We start from the raw sequence: 19,473 nt of genomic DNA, 5'->3' as shown, positions 1-19,473 counted from the left end.
CGGCTGCCGGGGAGCCTGTCGGCTGTGCGTCAGTGCTCGGTGGTGCGTGCCTCGTCGCGCAGCCTGCGCCAGGTGCGAGTCACGGACGTCAGCCCGGCGCGCCTGGCGCCGGGTCCACCGGTCTCCCAGTTCCGGGCCGTCTCGGCGAACGTCTCCGCCCGCGTCATCGTGACCGGCCGCCGCGCCTGCGCGGCCCGTGCGGCGAGCCGCAGGTCGTCTGGTTCGATCGTGTCGAGCTTCGCCCGGACGTGACTGAGCAGCGTGGCGCAGGCGTCGACGATCGCGGCCTCGCCCAGGGGGCGCGGCGGGAGGTCCAGCCCTTCGGACAGCCGCTGCTCCAGGGCCGTCCGCAGGTCCTGCAGGGAGATGTCGCGGATCGTCAGCGACAGGTGGGCGGACAGTCCGGTGGCGCCCACCGCACGGTGCGCGAAGCCGCGCGGAACGTAGAGCACGCTGCCGGGTTCGAGGACGCTGCGCAGGAGCCGCGGGGAGCGCTCGTCGTCCGGGAGTTCTCCCGGCGCCCAGTCCGCCACCGTCGGTGCGTCGTGGACGTACCAGGTCTTGCGTCCGGACACCTGGAGTACGAACACGTCGGCGTCGTCCCGGTGCACCGCGAGGCCCTGACCGCCGGCGGGCGTGACGAAGAAGAAGGCCTCCACACGCCGGTCGATCTCCTCGGACAGTCGCGCCACCAGTGCGCCGGTAGGACGGTGCCACTGGTCGACGTGTCGCAGAAGGAGCGTCGCCCTGGCGCGCAGGAGAGCGAGGACTTTCGCGCGGTCGGCGAAGTCATGGTGCGTTGTGCCGTTGACCACCCGTGCCGTGGTGTAGGCATCGGACGGGATGACGACCTTGTTGGAGCGGACCATCTCCAGGTAGGGGGTACGCAGCAGCCCTCCGTCGAAGGCGGCGTCCAGCTCACCGAGGTCGAACGGTGGGGCGAGTGTCGCCGGCCTGAAGACCGCGGGTTCGCGCTGCCACTGGCAGTCGGAGAAGCTCTTGATGTCGCCGACCCAGTCGGCCAGCGTGGGCGATTCCATGGCGTCTTCCCGTGGTGTCAGGGTGTTCGGTGCTCGTGGTCGGCAGCGCCCACCCGGTACGAGGGTGTGTGCGGGCTCCGTGGCGGGAGGGGGGTGGTGGCCACACTGTCCTCGTCGGGAACTGCGGGTGGCACGAGGGAACGACGCCGTGTCATGCCCCGGCTTCCGCGTCGAACCGCACGGAGAGCAGGGAGCGCAGGGGGACGGGTGCCTCCTGCTGCGGGCTGCGAATGACGAGTCGGTTGTCGAAGGCGACGGTCAACAGGCGCTCGGCCAGGGGCACGACCAGGTGCTTGGCCCAGCAGCGGGCACCCTCGAACCCGAACGGCATGAATGCGGGCGTCTTCTCCGGGTCCGCCACCCCGGCCCACCGCTCGGGCCGGAACTCCAGCGGGTCGGGCCAGTAGTCCGGATGACGGTGCATCAGGAGCGGGAAGAGCGCGACCCTGTCCTCGGGCCGGATCTCAGGGTGCAGTCCGGTGTACGCGTCCCCGCCCTTGCGGAACAGCATCCACGCGGGCGGGAGCAGCCGCAGCGTCTCCCACAGGACCGCGGTGAGGTCGGCGCGGGCCGCCTCCGGTTCGCGCTCCTGCCCCATGAGCCACAGGGCGTTGCCGGCCAGTGCGGCCACGCCGTCGCAGAGGGTGGCCGTCGCTCTCCGGTACAGCGCGATGGCCTGCCTTCTCTCCTGGGTGCCGGAAGCATCTCGGATCTGTTCGGCCAGCGCGGTGCCGCCCTCGGTGTCGGACCCCGGCCAGACGGTGACGGCGCGGTCGACGATCCGGGAGAGCGTGTCCGAGCGTGTGACACCGCGTTTCGACAACAGGGAGACCGGCAGGGGGTCGGACGAGAAGAGCCACCGGCGCAGGTAGGAGGTGGGCGCGTAGGGCCAGGAGCCGGACAGCCCGCGCGTCGGGGGCGGCGGGGTCCGGATGCCCTCCATGACGTCCTGCCCCAGCGCGCGGATCGTCCGTGTCGCGCTGTCGTGGGGGATGTCGGCTCCTGCGGCGGGCTTGTAGACCGAGCGCTCCATCGCCGACACAGGGCGTTCCGCGACGATTTCGGCGATCAGGTGGCAGTCGGAGACACCTACCGTGGTCGCGTCGATCCGGAATACTTTCTCGCCCCTGGCCAGCAGGTCCTGAATCCGCGGGGCGTACACGACGGAGTGGCCGCGCACCGGTGCCGACGCCATTTCTTCCACGAGAATCCCGCCTCCATTGGAATGGCAACGAAATGCGTTCCCCACGGCAGGCGGAGAACTCCGGGCATGGAACGGGCAGGACCGTCGCTCCGCGCCGCGCCGCGGCCCGGTCTGCGGCGGACTCCGGCCCGGTCGTGGCCGCCGCGGGCCGCGGCAGACAGGGGCGCCTTGCAACGTCGGCGGAGGCAGTGGCATGGCCGCGTCCTCCGCCGACGGGCGGTGCATGAGATCGGACGGCCCGTCAGACCAGACAGTGCGTCAGATCAGACATTGCGTCAGATCAGATGGTGCGTCAGATTACGTGCAGCACCCACGCGTGGCTGGCGAGGTCCTCATCCTTCTTGAACTTGCTCACAAGTGCCTTGATCATCTTCATGGCTACTCCGTTTCAAGGGATTGCGGGAGTCGATCACGCGGAGCCGCAGTACTGGCCGACCTGCGGCTGCCCAAGCCATTCTGGCCGCCTCCCCTTGCGTTCGACTAACGTTTCACTGACGTCCACCAGCTGTGCAGTTCGTGAGCGACAAGCCGAACTCCCTCTGTTCACAAGCGATTTGAAGCAGCAGCCAGGTGCGCGGGCGAAGCCGCCTCACCAGGCGGGTGAGGCGGCTTCGCACATCACCAGGGCACTACGCCGGCGTCTTCGAAGAACTTGCCGGTCGGGCCGCCGTCGGGGAGGGTCGCGAGTTTGATGGCGATCGCCGCGCCCTGTTCAGGGGTACGCACACCGCGGAAGCCGTTGAGATCGGTCGCGACGTAGCCGGGGCAGCCTGCGTTGATCAGGATGTTCGTGCCACTCAACTCCCGGGCGTACTGGAGGGTGACGGCGTTCAGGAACGTCTTCGACGGCGCGTACGCCACGGCCACCGGACCCGTCGACTGCTCAGCGGCGATTCCTGACTGCCGGGTGAGGGAGCCGACGCTGCTGGACATGTTCACGATCCGGGGTGACGCTGAGCGGCGCAGCAGCGGCATCATCGCGTTGGTGACGCGGATGACGCCGATCACGTTGGTCTCCACGACCGCCCGGATGACGGCGGGATCGACCCGGGTGGGCTCCTGCGGCATGCCGCCGGTGATCCCGGCGTTGTTGACGAGCACGTCGAGGCGCCCGGACTGCTCCTCGATCAGCCGTGCGGCGGCTGTCGCGCTCGCGTCGTCGGTCACGTCCAGCGGTACGCCGAACGCGTCGACGCCGGACGCGCGCAGTCTCTCCACCGCGTCCTTGCGGCGCCGATCGTCGCGAGCGCCGATGCCGACGCTCCAGCCCAGGGCCCCCAGGCCTGCGGCGATCTCGTAGCCAATTCCCTTGTTCGCGCCGGTGACCAGCGCAATCGTCCGTTCGCTCATGGGTTCCATGCTGCCCCGGCCACCGACGGAGGGTCCAACACCGATAGGGTGGGCGGCGATACCGTCCAGGTATGGATCTGGGGTGTGGCTGCGTGGAGACCCGGGAACTGCGCTATTTCGTCGCTGTCGCCGAAGAGTTGCACTTCGGGCGTGCCGCGCAGCGGCTCGGGATCGCACAACCGCCGTTGTCACGGGCGATCCAGCAGCTCGAACGCCGACTCGGGGCAGTGCTGCTGAATCGGACCAGTCGCGCTGTCACGCTGACCGAGGCCGGTTCTGTGCTGTTGACCGAGGGCCGGACGGCCCTCGCCGCGGTAGAGGCCGCCGAGCGCCGGACCCGGCGCGCCGCACACTCCACGACCGGCCGTCCCGGCCTGGTCCTGGTCACGAAAGCCAGCGCGTCCCGCGAACTGCTGGCGAAACTCCTCGACACGTACGCCGCCGAACCCGGCGCGGTCCCCGTCGACGTCATCCTGTGCGGCCCGGCCGAGCAAGCACGATTCCTGCGCGAGGGCCGGGCCGACGTGGCGCTGCTGCACCTGCCGTTCGACTCGACCTCCGGGTTCCACACCGAAGAGCTGAGCACGGAGAGCCAGGTCGTGGTCCTACCGACCGGGCACCCGCTGACCTCCAGGGCCCATGTCCACATGGCCGACATCACGGGGCTGCCGGGCCTGCCCATGCCACGTTGGCCCGATCCTGACGGCACCTACCCGCCCGGCCCCGGTCCGCAGGTCCGCGACCACGCGCAGTTGTTGCAACTCGTCGCGCTCGGGCGGGCTTGCGCGGTCTCACCGGAGTCGTGCCGAGCCCAACTGCATGGTGACGTCGCCGCCGTGCCCGTGCTGGACGCGCCAAAGGTCACCACGGTGATCGCCTGGCCACCGCACAGCCGGTCCAGAGCCGTCGCTGACCTCGTACGGACTGCGACACGTCTCCAGGCCGTGTTCTGACCACGAACGTTGCCGGGATCGAACAGGCAACTGCGGGGCGCGAGCCGCCCCGATCGGCTGTCGATGACACCGGGGCTGTGGTCGGCGCCTTCGTGACGGCGGACGCGACCTCCAACCCATCGGATGAGCTCCAGCCCACCGGATGAGCTCTGGCCCACCGGGTGAGCTCTGGCCCCCTCGATCGGGATCGGCCCCAACTGCTGTCCAGGGAACCCTGGTTGAACCCGCCGAGGTGATGTCGCCCGGTCAGCAGGACCCCGTTCAGGTGCGCTACGACCTGGAGCGGCCGGCGAACCAGCTGGAGCCACATTTCAGGTACGAGGAGGCGGCGATCGTCACGGATCTCAACGCCACGGCCTCCGCTCCCCGACGTCGGCTGATCCCCCACCAGCGTCCCGGGTCCGGACCGGTCCCCGGTGCCGGAAGTCCGGCGGCGCCGGGGAGCGGCGATCGGCCCCGTGGTGTCAGTGCCAGTTCCAGTCGATGAGGGTGCGCAGCGTGTCCGAGTGGAAGTCCGGGAAGTCCAGCGGGACGACGCCGAGGTGCGTTCGGTCCGACAGTCTGCCGTTCAGGTAGCTCTGTACCCCGGGCATGATCGCGTCCGCGTTGGTCTTGGGCCAGCCGCCGCCCGCGTAACTGGTGAAGTTGATGTACATCAGCGCCGAGTTCTGGTCCCCGGCGGCGTTGTCGAACTGCTGGGTGACCTTGGCGGTCTTCTGGGACGGCCAGGACAGTCCCTGGTAGATGTCCTGCAGCGAGAACCACTGATTGGACAGGAAGTCGTTGTCGCCGCCCGGCCATTGCAGGACCGGCCAGTCGTTGTCGAACTGGGCGATCAGAACGATCCGTCCGCGCGCCTCGCCGAGCGACGGCACCTGGTCCGCGAGGAGGAACCAGGGACGCCAGCCCTTGGTGTCGAGGTAGACGTTCAGGACGTCCTTGAAGCGCGCGCCGACGTCGTTGTTGGTGCCGTTCTCCTTCTTCAGCCGCATCACGATCGTCTCGTGCGGATGCTGCAGGAGGAAGTCGCGGCACTGCGCGAGCACCCCGTCGAAGGTGATGCCCTGGTAGTACCCGGCGTGGTAGATCCCGAACGAGTCGTCGAGATGGTCCTGGAGGCCGTTGGCCCGGATGTCCAGGAACCGTACGCCGCGCTGGAGTTGTTCGGTGATCCCCCAATTCTGGGTGTGCGACCACTCGGTGCCGTTGGCGGGGTCGGTGCAGCCGGAATCGTGGGTGCCGGGGATTGTCATCCGGAGCAGGGACAGCGCGTCGGGCAGCGCGCCCATCCAGTCGGCTGGAAACTCGCTGCCGGTGGATGCGGCGGTGCGCGGGGCGGTCGCGGCGCGCGCGGGCGTCATGCCGCCGCCGACCACGAGGGCGGTGGTGGTAACGGCGGCGGAGCGTATGAGGGATCGACGGCTCATTGTCATGAAGCGGTTATTGCCCCACCGGAGGGTGTTCTCAACATCCTTTCCCGGCAAGACTGTGAGCGGGTGGACGGGTGGACGGATCCGAACGCCACCCCGGGGGCCGCTCGGCGGGCCGCAACGCGTGGATCGCCGCGAGTTGAGGAGCGGGCACCTGGACCCGAGCCCGCCGTGGACGACACGCTCCGGCTCTACCGACGCGTTGCCGACGGCGAAGGTCAGCGGCGAGCCCACGGCCCGGGTCGCGCGTCACGCGTAGGTGCGCAGTTCGGGCCATATCTCGCCCCAGGGACGACGGGGACCGGTGCAGACGTAGACGTGGCCGCCCCATTCGATGTTGTGCACGCCCTGGGGATTGGAGAGGGTGGCGGCTACGCGGACATGCCGGAAGTACCGGCCCAGGTGGGCAGCGTACTCGGGGGCGTGGTCGGGGCCGGGGGCGACAGCCACCACGGTCGAGGCGTGCGGGTTGCCGGGGCCCCACCACCAGTCGGTGTTGTGGACGCTCACAGCGGTGGGCAGCCCGGTACCGCGGCCGAGTTCGTTGATGGCACCGGCCTCGCCGTAGTCCGCCGCAACGATCACCGCGTTCGCACGCTGCTCGGACGGGAGCCCGGTCCACACCTGCCGTACGGTGCCGACCAGTTGGGGCCAGCCCAGGGATTCCCCCGAATTCGAGCTGATGCCGTACGTCCAGCCCACGTCGGAGGGCGGCAGCACCGGCAGCACGATCACGGCGGACAGCGCGGCCGATACGGCGGTTCCGATCGTCAGGCTGCGCAGCCGGTCCGGGCGGGAGTACAGCCACCCGTCGAGCCCTACCGCCCCGGCCGCGAGCAGACACACGTACAACCCGCCCAGGTAGTACACCTGCGCTCCGGTCGTCACGGCGAACAGCACGAACAGCACGGCGTACGCGGTCACCAGGCACCGCCACAACGGCCGGCCGGATCGCCACAGGAACCGCAGTCCCGCCACCCAGAACACCGCCATCGCCAGGCAGGACATGCCGATCTGCCCCACGATCCAGGTGGGGATGTTCCCCGGGCCGCCGTGTTCCCCGTTCAGTGCCCGCGTCATCGCGAACATGGCCCAGCCGTGGTGCGCCTGCCACCACAGGTCGGGAAGCACGAGCAGCACGGCGATCGTGGCGCCCGCGAGCAGTCGACGGTCGGCCACGGTCCGGCGGGCCGGGCCGAGCAGCACCGCGGCCAGCAGGACGATCCCGAAAAAGGCCGCGAGGTGGTTGAATTCCGCGCCGATGCCGACCAGCGCTCCCACGGCGAGCCACCACCGCGTGTCGCCGGTGCGGCCCATCCGTACGACCACGAGCGCGATCGCCGCCCACGCCAGCGCTTCGTACGACGACGTGTTGGCTACGTGCGCGCCGCCCAACACCACGGGCATGGTGCCCGTCGCGATCGCCGCGAGCAGCTGTGCCCGCCGTGCTGCGCCGAACTCCCGCGCAGTCAGCGCGCCGACGACCACCGTGCCTGCGGCGGCGAGCGCGGGCCACAGCCGAAGGCCCGCCTCCGAGACCCCGAACAGCGACAGCGAGACCCGGGCCAACAGCGGTGCCAGCACCGGCTGGTCCACATAGCTCGCCTGAAGGTGCCGAGCGCAGTCGAGGAAATACAGCTCGTCGATGTGGAAGCCGTAGCGCGAGGACAGCGCCATCAGCACGGCGAAGACCACCCCCGCGACGGCGAACACCCGCCGGTCCAGCGGTGCTGTTCGTCCGCCGTCCTCCCCGGCCCGGCCCGCACGCCCCAAGTCCGCTAATTCTGCCGCGTCCGCCATCCCCGACACCCCCCGGTACCAGGCCCCTCCGTCGCTTCGTCCGCACGGCCGGGGCAGCCCGGCGCGCACAGCTCCCGGGCCGCTCGTACCTTACGCAAGCGGGAGCTGGAGGGGCGAGGGGGTGGGAGCCGGTTCTCACGCTCCGGGTCCCGCACCCCGCTTCCCGTCTCACCGCCTCACCGTCTCGGATGCTCGGCGGCTGATCCGGTGCTGTCGCCTTCCTGTCGACCCTCCCGGGGGCACCGGACCGGCGCCACTACTGGCATCCCGCAGCACCGGACAGCGCGTGACCGTGGACGAGCCGCATCCACACTGGACGCGCGAGTCACTGGAGCCCAAGAGCCCGATGTCGGCTCCGGGCCTGCGTGATCACGCCTGCGCTTCCATGCCCTCCAGCAGGTTGTCGTGCGGAGCGTCCGGGTCGGCGTCCGCGCCCGGTAGCGGCCGGTGGCCCTCCGACCAGTGGTTGGACCACCCGCACACCCCGCACGAGTACCGACCGTCCAGGCCTGCGATGGTCGCTTCGCAGATCCGGCATTCGGATTCGGTGATCTCAGGGGTGATCGCGATGTCGGGAGCGGGGAGCGGGTCGAGTTCCGGTTGCCACTGGGATCGCTTCGCGGTCATGGGTGGGAGGGTACCCAGCACCGGGGCAGTGAGAGCAGTGATACGTGCCGTCCGGGCCCTGAATCATGACGGCCCCGCATCTTGAGCAATTCATGCTTGCCCCCCCCTCCGTCGCCGTACGGACAGGGTGCTGCGCGGCGGATGCCCGTACAAGGCTCGGGCACCATCAGCCCTCCTGCGGTGGGGAGTCCTCGACGTAAGGTGGCCGGTCCGCCGGATCAACACCGCACACACCGACGGTCACGATCGGTGCGGTGGACAAGTCAGCCCGTCGCGGGCCTTCCAGCCGTCCGGAACATCTCGCCCGCCAGGGCCCGGAACGTCTCTTCGGGGTCCCGTCCGTCCAGCGGGCCGTCAAGGTTGTGGGAGAGCAGCAGCGTCGCGAAGCCGTGAGCCATGGACCAGGCCGCCATGAAGCCGATGGCCGGATCGTCACTGCGGCCTTCCACAGCCGTACCGAGACGACTCCGCGTCCGCTCGCGTGCCGCGAGGAGCTCCGGGTCGTCGGGGCGCAGGAGTTCCGGGCGGAACATGACCTGGAAGTGCGCCGGGTGCGCGGCGGCGAAGCGCACGTATCGGATGCCCAGGTCGCGCAGGTCCTCCGCCTCCGCCAGGGCGGCGGACAGGAGGTCGTAGCCCTCGGTGGCGATGGCGGTGAGAAGGCCCGCACGGTCCTTGAAGTGGTGTGCTGGTGCGGCATGGGAGACCTGTGCGCGGCGGGCGAGGTCACGTAGGGACAGGGCCGACGGCCCTTCAGAGGCGATCACGTGAAGGGCTGCCGCGAGTACGGCCCGCCGCAAGTCACCGTGGTGGTACGCGCGTTCGGTGGTCATGACGAGCAGGCTAGCGCAATCTAGGCATTGACTAAATCCCCTGTCGGATGCAATCTGGTCAGCGTCAAGATGAGGGTGTCGCGGAGAGCGGAACGAGGAGCCGGTATGGGTGATGACGAAGGACGCGTGCGGCAGATGTGGCACCTGCTGGAGCCCCTGCACGCCGTCGTCTACTACGCGCCGCAGGTCTTCGAGGAGGCCGAGTCACTCGGTTACGACACCGGCGAGCGCTGGCCGAGCTACTTCGCCTTACGGGCGGCGCCACTCGGGGCCGTGGGCTCCCGCCAGGTGGCCTCCGCGTTCTACAGCTTCAGCCCGCGCATGGTCGCCGAGCACGCCCCGGCCGCCTGGGACATTGCCGCACCGCGCGAGGTGATCGCGGCCCGGACGCGCGGCGTCGACCGGGCGTACCGCGCACTCCTCGGCGAGCGGACGGACAGTCCCGATCTCGCCGAGGCCGCCGCGCTCGCCCGCCGGGCAGCGGAGGCCGCGCGCACCGAGGGCCGCCCGCTCGCCGCCGCCAACGCCGAACTGCCCTGGCCCGGGGAGCCGCACCTCGTGCTGTGGCAGGCCGCGACCATCCTGCGCGAACACCGCGGCGACGGCCATCTCGCCGCCCTCCTGACCGCAGGCCTCGATTCCGTGGAAGCGCTGGTGTCCTTCGCCTCGATCGGCGCCGCGCCGGTCGGCGTTTTCGCCAGCCGCGGCTGGAACGAGCACGAATGGGCTGCCGCCGGTGAGCGGCTCCTCGCCCGCGGTCTGCTGAACGCCGACGGCGCCGCGACCGACGCGGGCCGCGCCCTGCGCGCCGAGGTCGAGCGCCGCACCGACCAACTCGCCGCTCACCCCTGGCAGGAACTCGGCGCCGAGAACACCGCACGGCTCGCCGAACTCCTCGGCCCCCTCTGGCTGGAGGTCCTCGGCTCAGGGCTGCTGCCCCGTGAGACCACGCTCGGTATCGGGAAGGTCTGAGATCTCCTGCCGTGCGGTGATCTCGTCGCGGCCGGCCGGCCCTCCGGAGGATTCGAAGCACCTGCGTGTCGGCCGCCGCGGTGGTTCACGAGCGCTACGGACGGACGGGTGAACACTCACGACCGCGAGCGTCCGGTCGCCACGCACGCCGGGTGGAATGCGCCGCCGGACCAAGCGGGCGACGCCGGGCGGGCCCCGCCAGGAGTAACGGGGCCCGCGGGAACGGCGCCTCAGCCGTCGTTCTGCATGGAGTCCTTCATGCCCTTGGCTCGGTCCCTGGCCTCGTCAACAGCGCCCTTGACCTTGCCCTTCGCCTGATCGGTCTTGCCCTCGGCCTCTTGACGGCGGTCGCCGGTGACCTTCCCGGTCATCTCCTTGGCTTTTCCTTTGGCCTTGTCCATCGGGCTGTCGCTCACTGGAGCTCCTCGGTGGGGCGAATAGAGACGACCCCAAACTAAGACATGTACGACATACGCGCCTGGCGGGCGAACCGCCTCCGACGGGCAGCGATTCCTCCTCGCCCCTGCGGGGGCAACGTCACGGCCGCGAGGCCGCCCCAGTCTCTCCTTCGGCCGTACCTGCCCCGACGGCGGCGTGAGAGCGCTGGGGCGCGGTGGCCGAGGTTCACCCACTGGACATGGTCCTGCCGTGCGCCGGGGAACTCGCCGAGGACCTGGCCGCGGCCGACCTCGCCTACCAGAGCTGAGCTCACCTCGCCCAGCGCCCCGTCGGCACCGATCCGCACACCCGAGGAGGTGCGTACGTCGGTGCCGGTGGGCGAAACAACGCGTACGTCGTACCGGGCGCCATAGGTGTTGGCGGTCGTGAACACCTCCGCGGGGCCGGTGACGTCCAGCAGTTGCACGCCGTCGAAAGCCACCACGACGACCACCACCCGGTCCGACGGTGAGCGGGTGGCTAGTCGGCCCACGGGGAGTCCAGGATGGTGCGTACGAAGTCACCACGCCGGAATCCGGGTACGTAGTGGGCGAGCACGTCGGCCTTGACGTTGCCGAACGTGGTCTGCGGCTTGGACCGGATCCCGTCGGTGAAGGCCTCCAGGATGCGTCCCTTGAAGCCTGGGCGCGGGTGCAGGGCGATGACCGCGGCGCGGTCCGTCTCGTCGAGGTCGTCGTAGCCGATCCCGAGGACGTCGTACTCCACACCCGCCGTCAACAGCGCCACCTCCGGCTCCATGAACTCGGGGATGCCCGGGGTGGTGTGCAGGGCAATGGCGGTCCATACCCGTCGGATGCTGTCCTCCGGCAACCGGTGGCCCTGCAGGAAGCGGCGGGCTTCATCGGCGCTGTCCACCTCGAAGCGTCGCCCGCTCTCGTGGAAGGGTTCGCTCAGGCCCAGGTCGTGGAACATGGCCGCGATGTACAGGAGTTCCGGGTCGTGGCTGAGGTCCCGGTTGCGCCCCTGGAGGCTGCCGAAGAAGTAGACACGGCGTGAGTGGTGGTAGATCAGTTCGCTGGTGCTGTCCCGTACGAGTTCGGTCGCCTCCCGCGCGAGCTTCGTGTCCGGCACACGCACCCCTGCCAGTACGGACGAGTTGTCCATCACCGCAATCACCCGGTCCTTCGGTGTGCCGGTCCCTCCGGCAACAGCTCCAGTCTCGGATTCGCCGGATCGCCGCGCCATCGCTGTGAGGCCAGAGATCCCACAGATACGGACACTCCTGGGCGAGGCCGCGGATGCCCGTACGGGTTCCACCGGCGAGGGGGCCAGCGGCCGGCCGGCACACCATCCCCGGTAAGGCCGCCGCGGGCCGTCCACGGTCCGGCACCCGTCCAGCGCGGCGACGCTGCGGGCCGGGCCCGGACAGCCCCGGCCCGGCGGAATCGGCGCCACCGCACCCGCCGTCGCACAACGGCACCCGCACCGCGCCGAGAGCGTCCATGACATCGACAGCCCAACAGCCTTGAGACGACCGGCCTGTTGCCCCTGCCGCCCGACGGCCCGCCCGTGGCCGCCGCACCCGCTGGCGACGACCGGGCAGGCCTGGGCCGGTTCCTCGCGGCGGAGCCCGTCCGGGCAGGCCGGGCTCCGCGTGCGTGCATGCGGCTTCTGCGCCAGGTGTCAGGGATTGGTGGGGTGGGGCCAGGGGATGTCGGTCTCGATCGGTGCGGTGTAGTCGATGCCGGGCACCGCGAAGCCGTACAGCTGATGGACCTGCTCGCGGAACCAGTCGAGGTCCGCGAGCCCGGCGATGTCCGTGGTGGTGGCTGCCTGCCAGCGTTCGGCGACCTCGGCCTGCACGTCGGGGGCCAGTTCCCAGGTGTCCAGACGTACGCGCCCCTCGTCGTCCAGGTCGAGGGCAGCGGCGCCCGTGAGCTGGTCCCACAGGGCGGTCAGCTGGCCGATCGGGGGCACCATGCGGTCTCCGAGAACACCGCGCAGCAGCCCGGCGTAGAGGGCGATTCCGGGGATCGCCGTGGACGACTGGGTGACGGCGGCCCCGTTCACGGATGTCACAGCGCGGCCCCCGCACTCCTCTGCCAGCAGTTCGTCGAGGTCGCGGGCGGTCTGTTCCAGATCGGCCTTGGCCGCGCCGATGGTGCCCTGCCGGTACAACCCGGCGGTGAGAGGCGAGCCGATGTACGACAGCGCGGCCGTGGTGAAGCCGTCGGCAAGGAGGCCGCGGCCGGTGAGGTGGTCGATCCACCGGCGCCAGTCGGCTCCGCCCATCACGGCGACCGTCTGCTCGATGTCGTCGCCGTCGGCGGCTGCGGTCTCGACGATCGCCACCTCGGCTGTCCCGTTGTCGTCGAACGACAGCGACTTGGTGCGGTACGCCTCACCTATCGGCTTGAGGACCGAGGCGTACTTCCTGCCGGTGTCGGGATCGGTCCGGCGCGGGGCAGCGACGGAGTAGATCAGGTAGTCGATCTTCCCACCGAACCGTTCGGTGACGAGGTCTGCGACGGTGTCCTTCATCCCGTCGGAGAAGGCATCACCGTTGAGGAACACGAAGTCGCGGTCGTGCTTCGCCGCCAGTTCGGCGGTGGCCGCGGTTCGGTACCAGCCCGCGGTACCCGTACGCCGGTCGGGGCCCTTCTCGAAACACACCCCGATACCCCGGACACCGGTATGCGCGAGCCCGGCGACAGTGGCCGCCAGCCCGTACCCGGCCGAGGACCCGATGACCAGCGCCACCGGCGCCACCGCGCCGAGACTCGGCACAGTGGCCGGCACGGCGTCCCACATGTCTCCGACGAGGCGCGCACAGCCCGACGGGTGGGAGTCGAGGAACAGGAATCCGCGGTTGCGAGGGGCGATGACTCGTTCACTCATGAGGCTTCCTTGCAGGCCGAAGTGTCCGCCGCGGAAGGGCGACGGGAGACCACTGATTCCTGCAAGTCTCCGACGGTCCGTACCCGGGCAGTCAGCTCATCGGGGACAGTAATGCCCAGGCGCACTTGGAGGGTTTCCACGACTGCGGAGACCGAACCGGGCCGACTGGCCGCGAAGTACCCGCTGGTCCACGGTGGTCGTCCAGCAGGCCGGGCGTACGCCCGTCGCGTCCCTCTTCGCGCTCCGCCGAATGCCGTAACGGTCGCTGGGAAGCGCTCGCCATGATCAATAACCTGACGCCCGGACCGACACGGGGACACGGCACATCTCCGACATCTCGGTGACCAACTCCGGCCGGATCCTTGCGAGTTCGGCAGCCGATGCCGGTGACGACGGCCCGTTCGACTCCGCGGTGAGCGATGCCGGGCGGGTGACCGTGTCGGCTGCCGGCCGGGTCCGGGTGACGCTCGCGGCGCACCCGACCGTGCTCGGGACTTTCCCGCAGTACAAGATCGAAGGAGTGGAGTGCCTACCCGGGTCCGCCGACGCCCTCCTGGGCACCGACGACGAGAACCTCGGCGGATTCCTGCGGACCATGTCGTTCTGCGAAGCCTGACCCGGGTCGCCGTAGGCAGCCCGCACCGAAACGGTGGAGGTCGGCCGGCTGATTCGGGGGCCGCGTGACGTGGCGTCGGTCGCCAAGGGCCCGATGGGGGTAGTGGAAACCGGCGTTGCGCGCCAGAACAGTGCCATGTCAGGCCCCCGCCGTCCGCTCGGCGGGCACGACCGGGGCCTGACGTGGCTGTCGCGGCTTGCCTTGTCCGTCCCCGGGATCGCGTCGAAGCATGGCATCCGGCGCACCGGAACAACCTGAAGCCGCCTGGGCGGACAGCGGTGGTGCCTGACCGGGCGGAGCGACACAATGCCGGGTCACCGCGGGGTACACCTGCCGGAACCTCACAGGTCCAGGCCGTCGGCGCCGGCGGAAACGGGCTGCTTGCTGATCCCGAAACGGGCGAGGCCGGATGCGGCCGCCATCGAAGCAGCCGCGACGACGAGCACCGTCCCTGAGCCGAACGCCCGGGAGACCAGGCCGGTGACCGCGGCGCCCACGGCTCCCCCGAGCGACATGAACGAACTGATCCAGGACTGCGTCTCAGCTGCCATGTTCGCCGGGGACAGATCGCCCGCGGTGGCGAAGAGGGCTACGAACGTCGGGCCGAGGGCGAGGCCCATGACCGCTGCTGCCGCCACGAGCAGACCCCCACCACCTTGACTGGCCGCGGCGACAAGGAGCGTCCCGAAGCACAGAGCGGTCAGGGTCACCGGCAGTCCGGCCCGGCCGGCCCAGACAGGCGGCAGCGCGCCCAGGACCAGGCCGCCTACGACGCTCCCGACCGCCATGCCGCTCAGCAGTACGCCGCTCATCATGGGCGAGCTGTGTTCCTGGGCCCAGGCCGGGAAGGCCAGTTCGACCGCTCGGACCGCGAGAAAGAACAGCACTGCCGCGGTCATCGTGTGCCTGAGCGGGACGCTGCGCAGCGGTCCCATCCAGTCACGCGCGGCGGGCTGCTGATTCCGTTGCTGAGGAACGTGGCGCGAGAGCAGCAGAAGCGTCGCACTCGTGCTCAGCAGGGCCGAGGCTGCCAGGCCCGCCCACGGGGCGACGGCGGTCACCAGGAACGCCGCGAGCGTAGGACCGGCGACGAAGCCGACGTCGGTCAGGACTGCATCGAGTGACAGGACGGTGGTCCGCAGATCACCTGTTGCCAGCGAGCGCCACATGAGCCGGGTGACGATCTGGACGGGCGGGGCCGAGATCCCTGCGACCGTGGCGCAGGCCGCCGTCGCGGAGAACGAACCGCGAGCTCCTTCGTTCAGCACGAGACCGGTCAGCGCCGTCAGATAGAGCAGCAGTGCGGGACACATGACCCGGGCGTAGCCGTACTTGTCCATGAGTCTGCCGCGCAACGGCAAGGTCGCACTGGCCAAGGCGGACATGGAGACGACGGCAGCTGCCCGCCCCATGCCGCGGTAGTGACTGACCTCCAGCAGGAGAGCGAGTGCAAAGATTCCGGGCTGGAGCTTTCCCGCGACCGCGGCGAACAGGGACGGGCCGAATCCCGGTAACGAGAACAGGCGCCGGTAAGCGGAAAGCAGTCTCATACGTCCCCCATGGGCCTTGCACGATTTCGTACGTCGGGCAGTCGGCTCTTTCATACCGCCCTGGATCAGTCGCCGTGAGCGAACCGGCCAGGAGGACAGCAGCAAGCCCGCAACCGTCGCAGGTCCGGAGCGCCCGTTCCGCCGTTGATCCCGGATGGGAATGAATCTTTCGCGCCGATGTCGAGACCGGCGCGCTGACGGAAGAGGAGCGCAACGCCGTGATGCAGGGGCACGGCGATCAGCGTGTACTTCACACCTGCGCTCCTGACCTCGCGGACGCCCTCCCGCAGACGTCACTCGCCTACAAGTCGGTTCCGGTGGACGGGATTCGACGTCGTTCCGCCGCCGCTCTCGTTGTCCGTGACGAGCTCCCGGGTACGGCGCAGCAATGCCTCCCGTACGTCGTCCGGGGACAGCACCCGTAGCGGGGTGGCCAGGCTGAGCAGGTATCCGGCGAGCCCTTCCGCGTCAGGACCACCGATCTCGACGACGGTGGCGTCGGGGCTCTCCGGGCGATGGGTGCCGACCGTCGGCGGGACCAGCCGCAGCGCCTCGTCCATGGGCAACGGGAACCGGACGGTCGCACAGAGCGTGTAGACGCCGCTCGCGATGGACCGGGAGACGAGCAGGACCGGATCGGGCGGGTCGCGGAGTTCCACCCGGTGTCCGGTCGGCCGTATCCGAGTCACCCGGTCGGCGCGGAACGTCCGCCACTCGCACCGTGCCACGTCCTGGGCGACGAAGTACCAGCGGCGCCCTGTGTGTACGAGGCGGTACGGATCGACCTCACGGGTGGTGGCCTTCCCCTCCCGGTCGCGGTACGAGAGGGAGGCGCGCTCGCTCCGGCGGCACGCGGTGGCCAGTTCCAGCAGCATGCCGGGCGCGACCTGCGGCTCGTCGGGCCTTGGGGTGTGCACGAAGGCGGCGTCCATCTCACCCAGTCGGTCCGCGATCCGCGGTGGAAGGACCTGCCGCAGTTTCAGCAGCGCCGACAGCGCGGCCTGGTCACCACCGAGCACGCCGCTGAGCGCGGCCTCGCGCAGCCCGACGGCCACAGCGAGCGCCTCTTCGTCATCGAGGATCAATGGCGGTACCCTGGCCCCGGCTCTGAGGCGGTAGCCGCCCCACGGTCCGGGGTCGGACTCGACTCCGTAGCCGAGTTCCCGGAGTCTCGCGATGTCCCGCCGTACCGTGCGCTCGGTGACCGCCGTCCGGTCGGCCAGTTCGCCGCAGGTCCACGACGGCCGCGCGGACAGCAGGGAGACCAGTCGCAGCAGGCGGACGGAAGTGCTGTTCACACTCCGAAGTCTCCCGCATGACCAGGACCGGACCTGTCCTGGTCACGTCGTAGCTTCTCTTCCATGAGCACTGGAAACACATCCGCACCCGCGATCCGCTACTCGGCCGTCACCTTCGACTGCCCGGACCCCGCCGAACTGGCCCGCTTCTACGGCGAAGCCCTTGGCCTGCCCATTGCCTTCTCCACCGACGACTTCGTCCTGCTCGGCCAGGAGGGATCAGCCGGACTGGGATTCAACCGGCTGGCCGACTACCGGCGTCCCACCTGGCCGGACCCTTCGCAGGAGAAGCAGGCTCACCTGGAGATGGGCGTCGACGACTTGGATGCCGCCCAGGCCCGGCTGCTCGCGCTGGGGGCCGTCGAACCTGCGGCCCAGCCGGAGCCCGACCGGTGGCGGGTCCTGCTGGACCCCGCAGGGCACCCGTTCTGCATCTCCACCCTGGTTTGAGGAATCCCCCACCTGTCCCGGCCGGTCGCCACTTCACCAAGCCGTCAGCTACTGCTCGTGGTTTCCGTGAGGTGGTTTCCGTACGGACGGGTGATGATCTCCATCCCGTGCCCGGCCGGGTCCATGAAGTACAGGCCGCGCCCGCCGTGGTGGTGGTTGATCTCTCCCGGCTGCTTCCGACGGGGATCGGCGTAGTACGTGATCCCGGCCTGCTCGATACGGGCGAAGGCCGCGTCGAACTCCTCGTCGGAGATGAGGAAGGCGTAGTGCTGCATGGTGATCGACTCCGCCGGGACGGTGGCGAAGTCCAGGGTGACGCCGTTACTGGTGGCGACGGGAATGAACGGGCCCCACTCGGCCCCGACCTCAAGTCCCAGTACATGCGCCAGGAACGCGGCCGACTCCCGGTTGTCCCGGGCATGGATGATGGTGTGATTCAGCTCGACTGACATGCGTGGAATGCCTCCGTAAGGCAGTCTCACGGGCACCTCCATGCCTCACCCGGTCGGTGACCGACACGCGATGCCGTGCCCGTGATCCTAGGCAACGCTGTCAAGGGTGTCGAGAGCGTAATTGAGTGCTCGCCGATGGCGACGGCACAAGGTCACCAACACGCCGGAGCGGAACGAGAAATGGTGACGGGCGGATACGAGCGAGGGGCGTTGGTGGAACCAGCGTGACCGGGCTCGGCGAGAGGCCAGAACGTGCATGCCGCTCTGGCCGGTGCCATGTGCGGCTGAGCTGAGCCCGGACACGCGACCACCGACGGCGCGTGGCAGGCTCATGGCCCATGATCGATGAATTCGCGAAGGAATACCTGCACGGCGACCTGCGGGAAGCCCGCGAGGCGATACTGCGGAAGCTCGACGGGTTGCCCGAATATGACATCCGTCGCCCCCTGACCGTGACGGGAACGAACCTTCTCGGCCTGGTCAAGCACCTGTCGGTCTGGGAGTCCAGGTACTTCGGCGAGGTCTTCGGCCGCCCGTTCCCCGAGCCCCTGCCCCGATGGGACGACGTCGCCCAGCGCGGCGCCGACCTGTGGGCGACCAAGGACGAGACGCGCGAGGAGATCATCGGCCGTTACCGCCGCGTGTGGGAGCACTCGGACGTGACGATCACTGCGCTCGCCATCGACTCCCCCGGTCACGTGCCCTGGTGGCCACGCCCTGACGTGAAGCTGTTCAACATCCTGGTCCACGTGCTCACCGAGACCAGTCGGCACGCAGGACACGCCGACATCCTGCGCGAGCAGCTCGACGGCACCACGGAGGCAGCAGCGGAACACTCAGATCCGCAGCGTGAGGCGGCATTCCGGGAAGAACGGCGCGCGACGATCGAGCGGGCCGCCGAAGCGGCCTCCCAGGCCTGACCGGCCAACGACCCGGCCCGGCCGGTGCGCCACGAGAAGCAGTCGCTCATCGGCCCGCTGCGCGGCGATACCCCCTGGCAATGACCGTCTCGATCACGGCGTGTTGGGCACGGTGTTCACCCGGCCGCCACGGGCGCCCGTCCCCGTACCGGGCCGGCGTCCTCCGCCTGCCGTCCCTCTCTCACCAGGGAAGAAGTCCCGCGACGTCGAAGTAGCCACCGGTGGGACCGTCGGGGCGCACCTGCGCCATGCGGACGATGATCTCGGCGCCCTGACCGACGGTCTGCATGCCGGTGTTCCGGTTCAGGTCGGTCTTGGTGAAACCGGGCTCGATGCCCGCTGCGTTGTTGACCAGTACGTCCAGCCCTCCGTCGGCCGCCACGGCCTCGGCCGCCGCCTGCACGGAGGCGTCGTCGGTGACATCGAGCCGGACCACCCGCGCACCCAGCTGCTCGGCGGCCCGGCGCCCGCGTCCGGCATCCCTGCTTCCGATGTAGACGGTGTGGCCCACGGCGACGAGCCGACGGGCGGTCTCGTAACCGAGGCCCTTGTTCGCTCCGGTGATCAGTGTTGTTGTCATGTCTCCACGATGCGGCGCAGCCGCGCGGTCAGCCATCGGTGTGCGGCCGGGCTGCGCCGGGAGGAGCCGGCGCTGCCTGGCCGGCATCCCGGCCGGGGCGC

Annotated in this window: 21 protein-coding genes; 5 read left to right on the top strand and 16 right to left on the bottom strand. The window is 69.9% G+C overall.

Annotation, left to right across the window (positions count from 1 at the left end):
* Positions 1 to 29: 29 nt before the first annotated feature.
* The 3 genes from OG709_RS34350 to OG709_RS34340 form a co-directional block, all read right to left on the bottom strand.
* A complete protein-coding gene (locus OG709_RS34350; protein ID WP_266645330.1) occupies positions 30 to 1,040 on the bottom strand; it encodes a JmjC domain-containing protein in 1,011 nt (336 codons plus the stop codon).
* Positions 1,041 to 1,191: 151 nt separating this feature from the next.
* Positions 1,192 to 2,235 (bottom strand): cytochrome P450, encoded by a 1,044-nt coding sequence (locus OG709_RS34345; RefSeq protein WP_266645331.1) that lies wholly within the window; start codon positions 2,233 to 2,235, stop codon positions 1,192 to 1,194.
* A gap of 627 nt (positions 2,236 to 2,862) precedes the next feature.
* On the bottom strand, positions 2,863 to 3,594 hold the full coding sequence (locus OG709_RS34340; protein WP_250301452.1) for an SDR family NAD(P)-dependent oxidoreductase: 732 nt from the start codon (positions 3,592 to 3,594) through the stop codon (positions 2,863 to 2,865).
* A gap of 92 nt (positions 3,595 to 3,686) precedes the next feature.
* On the opposite strand from OG709_RS34340, the gene OG709_RS34335 reads away from it, so the two are divergent.
* Entirely contained in the window at positions 3,687 to 4,547 is an 861-nt protein-coding gene (locus tag OG709_RS34335) for a LysR family transcriptional regulator (RefSeq protein ID WP_250301759.1), read from the top strand.
* A 464-nt stretch (positions 4,548 to 5,011) separates the two neighbouring features.
* Here OG709_RS34335 and OG709_RS34330 read toward each other — a convergent pair whose 3' ends face one another.
* The 4 genes from OG709_RS34330 to OG709_RS34315 all read right to left on the bottom strand — a co-directional run bounded on the left by OG709_RS34330 (position 5,012) and on the right by OG709_RS34315 (position 9,237).
* Positions 5,012 to 5,974 carry a phosphatidylinositol-specific phospholipase C gene (locus OG709_RS34330; RefSeq protein ID WP_329168930.1) on the bottom strand — a complete coding sequence of 321 codons (963 nt, stop codon included), beginning with the start codon at positions 5,972 to 5,974 and terminating at the stop codon, positions 5,012 to 5,014.
* Positions 5,975 to 6,226: 252 nt separating this feature from the next.
* Positions 6,227 to 7,777 (bottom strand): ArnT family glycosyltransferase, encoded by a 1,551-nt coding sequence (locus OG709_RS34325; RefSeq protein ID WP_250301454.1) that lies wholly within the window; start codon positions 7,775 to 7,777, stop codon positions 6,227 to 6,229.
* A gap of 369 nt (positions 7,778 to 8,146) precedes the next feature.
* Positions 8,147 to 8,404: a hypothetical protein gene (locus OG709_RS34320; RefSeq protein WP_266645335.1), complete on the bottom strand. Its 258-nt coding sequence runs from the start codon at positions 8,402 to 8,404 to the stop codon at positions 8,147 to 8,149.
* Between the two features lie 263 nt (positions 8,405 to 8,667).
* Positions 8,668 to 9,237, bottom strand: a complete 570-nt coding sequence (locus tag OG709_RS34315) for a TetR/AcrR family transcriptional regulator (protein WP_266645338.1) — start codon at positions 9,235 to 9,237, stop codon at positions 8,668 to 8,670.
* Between the two features lie 105 nt (positions 9,238 to 9,342).
* Here OG709_RS34315 and OG709_RS34310 point away from each other — a divergent pair, with 105 nt between their 5' ends.
* Complete coding sequence (locus OG709_RS34310) at positions 9,343 to 10,209, top strand: SCO6745 family protein (protein WP_266645339.1); 867 nt, start codon at positions 9,343 to 9,345, stop codon at positions 10,207 to 10,209.
* A gap of 230 nt (positions 10,210 to 10,439) precedes the next feature.
* Here OG709_RS34310 and OG709_RS34305 read toward each other — a convergent pair whose 3' ends face one another.
* The 4 genes from OG709_RS34305 to fabV all read right to left on the bottom strand — a co-directional run bounded on the left by OG709_RS34305 (position 10,440) and on the right by fabV (position 13,506).
* Entirely contained in the window at positions 10,440 to 10,610 is a 171-nt protein-coding gene (locus tag OG709_RS34305; protein ID WP_374211284.1) for a CsbD family protein, read from the bottom strand.
* Positions 10,611 to 10,663: 53 nt separating this feature from the next.
* Positions 10,664 to 11,140, bottom strand: a complete 477-nt coding sequence (locus OG709_RS34300; RefSeq protein WP_266645341.1) for a DJ-1/PfpI family protein — start codon at positions 11,138 to 11,140, stop codon at positions 10,664 to 10,666.
* On the bottom strand, positions 11,128 to 11,772 hold the full coding sequence (locus OG709_RS34295) for an HD domain-containing protein (RefSeq protein WP_266645342.1): 645 nt from the start codon (positions 11,770 to 11,772) through the stop codon (positions 11,128 to 11,130). Before OG709_RS34295 ends, OG709_RS34300 begins: the two co-directional genes overlap by 13 nt.
* Positions 11,773 to 12,291: 519 nt before the next feature.
* Complete coding sequence (fabV, locus tag OG709_RS34290; protein WP_266645344.1) at positions 12,292 to 13,506, bottom strand: enoyl-[acyl-carrier-protein] reductase FabV; 1,215 nt, start codon at positions 13,504 to 13,506, stop codon at positions 12,292 to 12,294.
* A 340-nt stretch (positions 13,507 to 13,846) separates the two neighbouring features.
* Between fabV and OG709_RS34285 the strand changes: the two genes are divergently transcribed.
* Positions 13,847 to 14,122, top strand: coding sequence for a hypothetical protein (locus OG709_RS34285; protein WP_266645346.1), 276 nt, complete (start codon positions 13,847 to 13,849; stop codon positions 14,120 to 14,122).
* A gap of 341 nt (positions 14,123 to 14,463) precedes the next feature.
* Here the strand turns inward: OG709_RS34285 and OG709_RS34280 are convergent, their stop codons facing one another.
* From OG709_RS34280 to OG709_RS34270, 3 genes are all read right to left on the bottom strand, one after another.
* Positions 14,464 to 15,672: an MFS transporter gene (locus tag OG709_RS34280; protein ID WP_250301461.1), complete on the bottom strand. Its 1,209-nt coding sequence runs from the start codon at positions 15,670 to 15,672 to the stop codon at positions 14,464 to 14,466.
* A gap of 65 nt (positions 15,673 to 15,737) precedes the next feature.
* Complete coding sequence (locus OG709_RS34275) at positions 15,738 to 15,926, bottom strand: hypothetical protein (RefSeq protein WP_250301462.1); 189 nt, start codon at positions 15,924 to 15,926, stop codon at positions 15,738 to 15,740.
* Positions 15,927 to 15,965: 39 nt separating this feature from the next.
* On the bottom strand, positions 15,966 to 16,970 hold the full coding sequence (locus OG709_RS34270; protein ID WP_250301463.1) for a helix-turn-helix transcriptional regulator: 1,005 nt from the start codon (positions 16,968 to 16,970) through the stop codon (positions 15,966 to 15,968).
* A 63-nt stretch (positions 16,971 to 17,033) separates the two neighbouring features.
* On the opposite strand from OG709_RS34270, the gene OG709_RS34265 reads away from it, so the two are divergent.
* Entirely contained in the window at positions 17,034 to 17,420 is a 387-nt protein-coding gene (locus tag OG709_RS34265; protein ID WP_266645349.1) for a VOC family protein, read from the top strand.
* A 44-nt stretch (positions 17,421 to 17,464) separates the two neighbouring features.
* Here OG709_RS34265 and OG709_RS34260 read toward each other — a convergent pair whose 3' ends face one another.
* On the bottom strand, positions 17,465 to 17,872 hold the full coding sequence (locus OG709_RS34260; RefSeq protein WP_250301465.1) for a VOC family protein: 408 nt from the start codon (positions 17,870 to 17,872) through the stop codon (positions 17,465 to 17,467).
* Between the two features lie 338 nt (positions 17,873 to 18,210).
* Here OG709_RS34260 and OG709_RS34255 point away from each other — a divergent pair, with 338 nt between their 5' ends.
* On the top strand, positions 18,211 to 18,792 hold the full coding sequence (locus tag OG709_RS34255; RefSeq protein WP_250301466.1) for a DinB family protein: 582 nt from the start codon (positions 18,211 to 18,213) through the stop codon (positions 18,790 to 18,792).
* A 181-nt stretch (positions 18,793 to 18,973) separates the two neighbouring features.
* On the opposite strand, the gene OG709_RS34250 is transcribed toward OG709_RS34255, so the two are convergent.
* Complete coding sequence (locus OG709_RS34250) at positions 18,974 to 19,372, bottom strand: SDR family NAD(P)-dependent oxidoreductase (RefSeq protein WP_266645350.1); 399 nt, start codon at positions 19,370 to 19,372, stop codon at positions 18,974 to 18,976.
* Between the last annotated feature and the right edge of the window lie 101 nt (positions 19,373 to 19,473).

The organism is Streptomyces sp. NBC_01267, assembly GCF_036241575.1.
Taxonomy (GTDB): Bacteria; Actinomycetota; Actinomycetes; order Streptomycetales; family Streptomycetaceae; genus Streptomyces.
The sequence above is the reverse complement of the archived record's forward strand: the minus strand, read 5'-3'. Positions and strand labels throughout refer to the sequence as shown.

Excerpts from the sequence above, each read along its gene's own strand:
- OG709_RS34350 (WP_266645330.1), bottom strand. The coding sequence starts at position 1,040 with ATGGAATCGCCCACGCTGGCCGACTGGGTCGGCGACATCAAGAGCTTC.
- OG709_RS34345 (WP_266645331.1), bottom strand. The coding sequence starts at position 2,235 with ATGGCGTCGGCACCGGTGCGCGGCCACTCCGTCGTGTACGCCCCGCGG.
- OG709_RS34340 (WP_250301452.1), bottom strand. The coding sequence starts at position 3,594 with ATGAGCGAACGGACGATTGCGCTGGTCACCGGCGCGAACAAGGGAATT.
- OG709_RS34330 (WP_329168930.1), bottom strand. The coding sequence starts at position 5,974 with ATGAGCCGTCGATCCCTCATACGCTCCGCCGCCGTTACCACCACCGCC.
- OG709_RS34325 (WP_250301454.1), bottom strand. The coding sequence starts at position 7,777 with ATGGCGGACGCGGCAGAATTAGCGGACTTGGGGCGTGCGGGCCGGGCC.
- OG709_RS34320 (WP_266645335.1), bottom strand. The coding sequence starts at position 8,404 with ATGACCGCGAAGCGATCCCAGTGGCAACCGGAACTCGACCCGCTCCCC.
- OG709_RS34315 (WP_266645338.1), bottom strand. The coding sequence starts at position 9,237 with ATGACCACCGAACGCGCGTACCACCACGGTGACTTGCGGCGGGCCGTA.
- OG709_RS34310 (WP_266645339.1), top strand. The coding sequence starts at position 9,343 with ATGGGTGATGACGAAGGACGCGTGCGGCAGATGTGGCACCTGCTGGAG.
- OG709_RS34305 (WP_374211284.1), bottom strand. The coding sequence starts at position 10,610 with ATGGACAAGGCCAAAGGAAAAGCCAAGGAGATGACCGGGAAGGTCACC.
- OG709_RS34295 (WP_266645342.1), bottom strand. The coding sequence starts at position 11,772 with ATGGACAACTCGTCCGTACTGGCAGGGGTGCGTGTGCCGGACACGAAG.
- fabV (WP_266645344.1), bottom strand. The coding sequence starts at position 13,506 with ATGAGTGAACGAGTCATCGCCCCTCGCAACCGCGGATTCCTGTTCCTC.
- OG709_RS34280 (WP_250301461.1), bottom strand. The coding sequence starts at position 15,672 with ATGAGACTGCTTTCCGCTTACCGGCGCCTGTTCTCGTTACCGGGATTC.
- OG709_RS34265 (WP_266645349.1), top strand. The coding sequence starts at position 17,034 with ATGAGCACTGGAAACACATCCGCACCCGCGATCCGCTACTCGGCCGTC.
- OG709_RS34260 (WP_250301465.1), bottom strand. The coding sequence starts at position 17,872 with ATGTCAGTCGAGCTGAATCACACCATCATCCATGCCCGGGACAACCGG.
- OG709_RS34255 (WP_250301466.1), top strand. The coding sequence starts at position 18,211 with ATGATCGATGAATTCGCGAAGGAATACCTGCACGGCGACCTGCGGGAA.
- OG709_RS34250 (WP_266645350.1), bottom strand. The coding sequence starts at position 19,372 with ATGACAACAACACTGATCACCGGAGCGAACAAGGGCCTCGGTTACGAG.